At 51.6% G+C, this 6,836-nt stretch carries 9 protein-coding genes; 6 read left to right on the top strand and 3 right to left on the bottom strand.

What is annotated here, in order from left to right; all coding sequences use genetic code 11:
* A partial coding sequence (locus LBJ25_06260) for a hypothetical protein (protein MDR1453556.1) occupies positions 1–540 on the top strand: 540 nt, incomplete at its 5' end.
* A 4-nt stretch (positions 541–544) separates the two neighbouring features.
* On the opposite strand, the gene LBJ25_06255 is transcribed toward LBJ25_06260, so the two are convergent.
* On the bottom strand, positions 545–850 hold the full coding sequence (locus LBJ25_06255; GenBank protein ID MDR1453555.1) for a type II toxin-antitoxin system RelE/ParE family toxin: 306 nt from the start codon (positions 848–850) through the stop codon (positions 545–547).
* Complete coding sequence (locus LBJ25_06250) at positions 837–1,106, bottom strand: type II toxin-antitoxin system Phd/YefM family antitoxin (protein ID MDR1453554.1); 270 nt, start codon at positions 1,104–1,106, stop codon at positions 837–839. Before LBJ25_06250 ends, LBJ25_06255 begins: the two co-directional genes overlap by 14 nt.
* Before the next feature lie 122 nt (positions 1,107–1,228).
* Between LBJ25_06250 and nadD the strand changes: the two genes are divergently transcribed.
* From nadD to LBJ25_06225, 5 genes are read left to right on the top strand one after another with little or no spacing between them, the layout of a single operon-like run.
* Positions 1,229–1,768: a nicotinate (nicotinamide) nucleotide adenylyltransferase gene (nadD, locus tag LBJ25_06245; protein MDR1453553.1), complete on the top strand. Its 540-nt coding sequence runs from the start codon at positions 1,229–1,231 to the stop codon at positions 1,766–1,768.
* Positions 1,758–4,049 (top strand): phosphoribosylformylglycinamidine synthase subunit PurL, encoded by a 2,292-nt coding sequence (gene purL, locus LBJ25_06240; GenBank protein ID MDR1453552.1) that lies wholly within the window; start codon positions 1,758–1,760, stop codon positions 4,047–4,049. The genes nadD and purL overlap by 11 nt, the downstream gene beginning before the upstream one ends.
* A gap of 2 nt (positions 4,050–4,051) precedes the next feature.
* Entirely contained in the window at positions 4,052–5,443 is a 1,392-nt protein-coding gene (gene purF / locus LBJ25_06235) for an amidophosphoribosyltransferase (GenBank protein MDR1453551.1), read from the top strand.
* A 35-nt stretch (positions 5,444–5,478) separates the two neighbouring features.
* Positions 5,479–5,835, top strand: a complete 357-nt coding sequence (locus LBJ25_06230; GenBank protein ID MDR1453550.1) for a nucleotidyltransferase domain-containing protein — start codon at positions 5,479–5,481, stop codon at positions 5,833–5,835.
* Positions 5,822–6,247, top strand: coding sequence for a HEPN domain-containing protein (locus LBJ25_06225; GenBank protein MDR1453549.1), 426 nt, complete (start codon positions 5,822–5,824; stop codon positions 6,245–6,247). Before LBJ25_06230 ends, LBJ25_06225 begins: the two co-directional genes overlap by 14 nt.
* Here the strand turns inward: LBJ25_06225 and LBJ25_06220 are convergent.
* A complete protein-coding gene (locus LBJ25_06220; protein ID MDR1453548.1) occupies positions 6,209–6,562 on the bottom strand; it encodes a helix-turn-helix domain-containing protein in 354 nt (117 codons plus the stop codon). The two genes, LBJ25_06225 and LBJ25_06220, sit on opposite strands and share 39 nt — an antisense overlap.
* Between the last annotated feature and the right edge of the window lie 274 nt (positions 6,563–6,836).

Below are 6,836 nucleotides of genomic sequence, written 5' to 3'. Positions count from 1 at the left end.
CCGGATTTAAAAGATAGATTTATCCGCGGCGGGACTTCCAGCGGCGCCTCCGGCGGAAGTAACGATAGTTTGAGCATAACTCTAAGCGAGGCTAATCTGCCGAGCCATAAGCACAGTATTACGGATAGCGGCCATACGCATAATCAAAATCCTCACACTCACTCGCAGCAGCCGCACAGCCATACACAGAATCCGCACAATCATGCGCAGGATTCTCATAGTCATCCAGCGTCTTATAGCGGCACGCGCGTACAATTAGGCAATGACAATGGTATAGCTTACGCAAGTTATGCTCCCGGAAATGGATTTTCTACAGCGACAATGGCTGTAACAGTTTCTGGGACGACGGCTACTAATCAGGCGGCAACTGCCGCTAACCAGAATACATCTGCCACCAATAATGATGCTACCGCCGTAAATCAATCCGCCTATACAGGAATTACCGAAACTGGGACTGTGGGACAAAACCCTCCGGTTCCGATTACGGTCAATGTTGAGCCGGCGTATTACACGGTGATCTATATTAAAAAAATGGCCTAAATATTTAGACGAACTCTCTGTAATTCCGTTTGCCATTGAGGACTCTGTAGACAACCACGGTCTGCTTGTGGATTTTGTAAAATAACAAATAATCATAAACCAAAACCAGAGCTCTGTATTTTTCGCCGGCCAGACGGACATCCGTAGAGATCGGCGCGCTTTCGGGAAATAAAACTAGCTGTTCCCGCGCGCGGTCTAGGGCTTGAGAAAAAGCTGCCGCCGCTTGTTTGTTGTTGGCTAAAAGATAATCGACGATTTGCTGAATGTCGTTATGCGCCGTAGGTAGTATCTTGGGCTTATTTAGAGGCATTTATTTTAGCCCGTATTTCTTTAAGAGTTTTATCAAATGGCATCAGCGGCGCGCCGGACTGGTACTCGGCCTCGGCTTCAGCCAGCTTCAAATAAACATCCTGCTTGAACATCTCGCGTTCATAAATTTCCGCGCTCATAATGATCAGATCGCTGTAGCCGTTTTTGGTGACGATCACCGGCTCATTTACCTCGTGGCAGTATTTGGAAATCTCGTTAGTCTTTTTTAGTTCCGTAATTGGAATTGCTTTGGTCATTATCGGTAGCATAATTATGTACTCCTTTCTGTCCTTAAACTGCCCTTATTATATCCTAATTTATTCGGGAAAACAAGCGTTGGCCGCGGCGGCGTATTTTTTAAAATGTATTATACTTTGACATGACTAAAAAACTCGGTATTTTCGGCGGCGCGTTTGACCCGGTGCACGAAGGGCATCTCCATATCGCTTGTCTGGCGCAAAGAGAGCTGAATTTGGACAGGGTTTATTTTTTGCCGCTCGGTCGGGCCGTGCACAAGGCTCAGCCGCGACATTCCGCCGCCGAACGCCTGGAATTGCTGCGCCGCGCGATACGTCCCTACGCCGATCTGGATATTTGTCTGGCGGAAATCGAGCGCGGCGGCTTGTCCTATGCGGTGGACACGCTGGCCGAATTAAAAAAGCGCCCGGATTTTACAGACGCCGACTTGTACTATATAATCGGCACCGATGCGTTCGAGAAAATATTTACCTGGAAAGAACCGGCTAAATTATTGGCTTTGACGCGCTTCATTGTGGTTTTTCGGCCGGGCTGTGATTTTACCCGGATCGAGCGAATGTTTGCGGAGCAGGAAAAGTTTTTAGACCAAATTTATCTGATCGAAGACACCGGCCGGGATATTTCTTCGACGCGGATACGGGAGCAGACGTTTGGATTTTAATTTTAACCGGACTATCGCGGACACCAAAGCTTTTAGCAAGAAGGTCATTCGAGAGCACGGCCTGACCGACGAAGAATACGGCCGCATTAAAAAAATCCTTGGCCGCCACCCGTCTATCGCCGAACTGGGCATGTACTCGGTGCTGTGGTCTGAACACTGCAGTTATAAACATTCCAAGCCGCTGCTTAAATTATTTCCGACGACTGGCAAATATGTGCTACAAGGGCCGGGCGAGAACGCCGGTATCGTGGACATCGGCGGCGGGCTGGCTTTGAGTTTTAAGATCGAGTCGCACAATCATCCCTCGGCGGTTGAGCCGTATCAGGGCGCGGCGACCGGCGTGGGCGGCATTATCCGCGATGTGTTTACGATGGGCGCGCGGCCGATCGCCTCGCTCAATTCTCTGCGTTTCGGCAGTATCGGGCCGGATCATCCCCGCATGAATTATCTTTTCAACGGCGTGGTGGGCGGCATCGCCGGCTACGGCAACTGTATCGGCGTGCCGACTGTCGGCGGCGAGATTTATTTTTCGGATTCTTACGGCACAAATATTCTGGTCAACGCGATGTGCGTTGGCGTGGTGCAGTCCGGCGACGAGCCTGTCGCTGAATTGTACGGGCCGATCGTGCGCGGCAAAGCGGCGGGTCTGGGCAACAAAGTGCTGTATGTCGGCGCGGACACGGGGCGTGACGGCATTCACGGCGCGACGTTTGCTTCGGTCGAGATTTCCAAAGCGACCGAGGAAAAGCGTTCCTCTGTGCAGGTCGGCGATCCTTTCAAAGAAAAAGTTTTGCTGGAGGCTTGTCTGGAATTGATAAAAACTGGCGTCGTGGTTGGCATGCAGGACATGGGCGCGGCGGGGCTGACTTCTTCCACCAGCGAAATGGCCGGCCGCTCTAATTCTGGCATTGATCTCTACCTCGACAAGGTGCCGCAGCGCGAAAAAAATATGACACCATACGAAATGCTGCTGTCCGAGTCGCAAGAACGCATGGTCGTGATCGTCGAAAAAGGCCGGGAGCAAATTGCTTATGACATTTTCAGCCGCTGGGGACTGCACGCGGTGGAGATCGGTGAAATTGTAGAGGGCGATAAACTGCGCTGTATTTTTCAGAATGAAATAGTGGCTGAAGCGCCGGCGCGTTCGCTGGCCGATGACGCTCCGGTGTACGAGTGCGCGGAGGCCGAGCCGTACTATTTAAAAGAAGTGCAGGAAGTCAAGATCGAAACTTTACCGGATCTGCCCGGAGACCAGGCGGCGGAAACACTGCTGGCTTTACTGGCCGAGCCGAATATTGCCAGCAAACGCTGCGTTTACGAGCAGTACGATCACATGGTGCAGACCAATACGGTCGTGGCGCCGGGGGCGGCGGACGCCGCCGTGCTCCGCCTAAAAGGTTCGGACAAAAAGATCGCCCTGACCACGGACTGTAACGCGCGTTACGCTTATCTTGACCCTTACACCGGCGGAGCCGCGGCCGTGGCTGAAGCCGCGCGCAATCTGGCCTGCGTGGGCGCGCGGCCGCTCGGCGCCACTGATTGTTTAAATTTCGCCAATCCCGAAAAGCCGGAAAATTTTTGGAGCATGCGCCGCGTTTGTCAGGGTATTGCCGATGCCTGCCGCGCTTTTGACACGCCGATCATTTCTGGCAATGTCAGCATGTACAACGAATCCTCGCTGGGTCCGATTTACCCGACGCCAGTGATCGGTCTGGCGGGTGTTATCGCGCCGGATACGCCGCGGGTTACCATGCGGCTGCAAAATACCGGCGATCTGATCTTTCAGATCGGCCAGACGCGCAACGCCATCGGCGGCACGGAATATCTGAAACTGCGGCACGATATGGAAGCCGGACTGCCGCCGCGTGTTGATCTGCGCCAGGAAAAACAACTACAGGAATTTTTGATCGACGGCATTGAGCAGGGCGTGCTAAATAGCGCGCATGATCTGTCAGAGGGCGGCTTGCTGGTCGCGCTGGCGGAAATGTCCAGTGTTTCCGGCCGGGGCGCGGAAATACAGCTCCTGTCCGGCAAACTGCGGCTGGACGCTTTGCTTTTTGCGGAGACGCAGGCGCGGGCTGTTGTTGCTATTACTCCGGACAAACTGGCTGATTTTCAAAAATTGGCGGCCAAACACGGCGTGCTGGCGCGGTCGATCGGTAAAGTGCGGGCTGAAAATTTTAGCGTGGCCGTGGACGGCGAAAAGCTGTTCGATCTGCCCGTGGCTAAAATGGCGGATAAATATTACAACGCGATACCAAAACTTTTGAGCGGGAAATAATTATGTGCGGCGTGTTGGGCATTATTAGCAGGCAGTGTGAAGCCAGCAAGCTGGCCTATTTTGGCCTGTATGCTTTGCAGCATCGCGGTCAGGAGTCGGCCGGTATTGCCGCGTTTGACGACAAAGGCGCGGTGCATTATCACAAAGGCATGGGGCTGGTGCCGCAGGTTTTCACGGAAAATATTATTCAGAGCCTGCCGGGGCGGCAGGCGGTCGGGCATGTGCGTTATTCGACGACCGGCGCGTCACAGATCAAAAATGCCCAGCCGATCGTGGTGCCGCTGCCCGGCGGTGAAACAGCTCTGCTGGCGCACAACGGCAATTTAGTCAACACGGCGGAATTGCGCGCTGAGCTGGAGAGCGGCGGCGCTGAGCTGCAAATGTCTTCTGACTCGGAGATTATCGGCTGCCTGCTGGCCAAAAATTACAAAGGTGACGCCGCCGCCGCTTTGGCCGCGATCGCCCCCAAACTCCAGGGCGCGTTCTCGCTGGTGGTGTTGACTAAAGATCAGCTTGTCGGCATGCGTGATCCTTACGGCATTCGTCCTTTGTGTTTTGGCGCGCTGGCCAATGACGGCGGTTATGTGCTGGCTTCGGAATCCTGCGCGCTGGATATTACCGGCGCGGCGCTCGTGCGCGAAGTCCGCAAGGGCGAGATCGTTGTGCTGACCGCCAGCGTGGCGTCTTCTATTGTATATGCCGGCGCGCAGCCTTCGGCTGCGTGTGTTTTTGAATATATTTATTTTGCCCGTCCGGATTCTTGCATCGCGGGGCGCAATGTTTACAAGGCGCGCGAAAAATTCGGCGAACTGCTTTTCCGGGAACATCCTGTCGAGGCTGATGTGGTGATACCGGTGCCGGACTCCGGCGTGCCAGCGGCGGTCGGTTTTGCCAAAGCGTCGGGCATTCCTTATGAAGAGGGTTTGATCAAAAACCGTTATGTCGGGCGCACATTTATAAATCCCTCGCAGAGTATGCGTGAGCTGGGTGTGCGACTCAAGCTCAATCCTCTGCCGGAAGTGCTGGCCGGGCGGCGGGTGGTTTTGCTGGACGATTCGATCGTGCGCGGCACGACTTCGGCCAAGCTGGTCAAGCTCCTGCGTGACAACGGCGCGCGGGAAGTACATTTCCGTGTTTCCGCGCCGCCCAGCATCAGTCCGTGTTATTACGGTATCGACACGCCGCTCAAATCTGAGCTTATCGCCGCCAATTATTCCGTGCCGGAGATCTGCCGCAAACTTGGCGCGGACACGCTCGGTTATTTATCGCTCGCGGCTATGCGTGAGGCGATCGGCCTTAAAGATTTTGGTTTTTGTCAGGGCTGTTTTGATGGCGTGTACAAAGCTGGCGTACCGCAGGGCGAGGAACTGGGGCTGGCCTATAAGGACTGTTGAGCGGGTTTCGTGTATAATTAAACAGAGGCGTTAAAATGACAGGCCGGCATAAAGAAGAAACAAAAGATATAGCGATAAATGACGAGATACTCGCTGTCAAAGACTCGATACTGAAAAGTGTATCCGCCGAGAGAATTTATTTGTTTGGCTCGTATGCGTATGGTGTTCCCCATGCCGATAGCGATTACGATTTTTATGTGGTGCTGCCCGATGACTCCAAACTTAAGCCGCTGGAAGCAATGCAGAAAATAGAGCGTGATTTTAGCGGTGAAATCAGGAAGCCAGTAGATTTTTTGGCCAATTATAAAACCCGTTTCAAAGAAAGAAGTGTTTTCCCGACGCTGGAACGGAAAATTGTACGCGAAGGGATCCTCCTGTATGGGCCTAATTGATTTCGTTAAAGAATGGTTCCGCTTCGCCGACAATGATTTAATTTCCGCAAAATGCTTATTTGAGGATTTACGGCCTAAACAAATAGAAATAGCCTGCTATCATTGCCAGCAGTGTGCGGAAAAAGCCTTAAAAGGATTTTTGGTCTGGAAAGATGTGGAGCCGCCGAAGATACATAATTTGCCGGAATTATGCAGATTGTGCGCGGAATATGACAGTTCATTTGAAACCATTATTAGCAGTTGCAAGGATTTAACGCCTTATGGGATTTCAGCCCGTTATCCCAATGAATTAGAAACCGATGAGCTAAACGCTAAAAGCGCCATACAAAAAGCGCAAAATATTTATAATTTCTGTGTTGCCAAAATACCGCCGTTAGTCCCGCCCGAACACTCTCAGCACGCGGACGGCTAGGTTTTTTTTCTCAAGATTTAATTTGCGGAACTCGGATAATAATTTTCTTTCGGTAATATTGCGTTGCGGCAAAGGATGTCGACTGGTTGGCGCATAGTCTTGAAAGAAATAATCCACTGGCACGCCGTAAAAATCCGCCAGTTTGCAAAGCATTTCCAGCTTGGGCGCGCCGCGCGTGCCTTTTTCCATATAAAGATAATTAGAAAAAGATATATCCAAATCCAAACTCACATATTCCAGAGTAAACCCTTTTTGGGTTCTTAAATCTTTCAGCCGCTGGCCAATATGCTCTTTGAGTTGCTGGATGTCATTCATGCGGACTACCTCTATTTTTTAGTATATCTTTTGTCAAATATTTTTTAATATTTGACACATAGAATATATGCTGTATAATATGTTAGTAGTTATTTAAAAAGGGGGTATGTTTATGGCACGCTACAAATACCGAACGCCGGATGGGGAAATAGCGACAGGTGAGGCGCCGACAACGGATGCGAAGCTGGCTGAGACTGCTGAAAATAAGAAACAAAATTATTTATCCGGTAAAGAGGCTTACGCGGCGGATTATAATCAGACTCTGGAAAATCTC

The sequence above is a fragment of the Candidatus Margulisiibacteriota bacterium genome (assembly GCA_031268855.1).
GTDB lineage: Bacteria > Margulisbacteria > Termititenacia > Termititenacales > Termititenacaceae > Termititenax.
This window is presented reverse-complemented; position numbering and strand designations above follow the sequence as displayed.

Coding starts and splice junctions, on each gene's coding strand:
- LBJ25_06255 (MDR1453555.1), bottom strand. CDS start 850: ATGCCTCTAAATAAGCCCAAGATACTACCTACGGCGCATAACGACATT.
- LBJ25_06250 (MDR1453554.1), bottom strand. CDS start 1,106: ATGACCAAAGCAATTCCAATTACGGAACTAAAAAAGACTAACGAGATT.
- nadD (MDR1453553.1), top strand. CDS start 1,229: ATGACTAAAAAACTCGGTATTTTCGGCGGCGCGTTTGACCCGGTGCAC.
- purF (MDR1453551.1), top strand. CDS start 4,052: ATGTGCGGCGTGTTGGGCATTATTAGCAGGCAGTGTGAAGCCAGCAAG.
- LBJ25_06230 (MDR1453550.1), top strand. CDS start 5,479: ATGACAGGCCGGCATAAAGAAGAAACAAAAGATATAGCGATAAATGAC.
- LBJ25_06225 (MDR1453549.1), top strand. CDS start 5,822: ATGGGCCTAATTGATTTCGTTAAAGAATGGTTCCGCTTCGCCGACAAT.
- LBJ25_06220 (MDR1453548.1), bottom strand. CDS start 6,562: ATGAATGACATCCAGCAACTCAAAGAGCATATTGGCCAGCGGCTGAAA.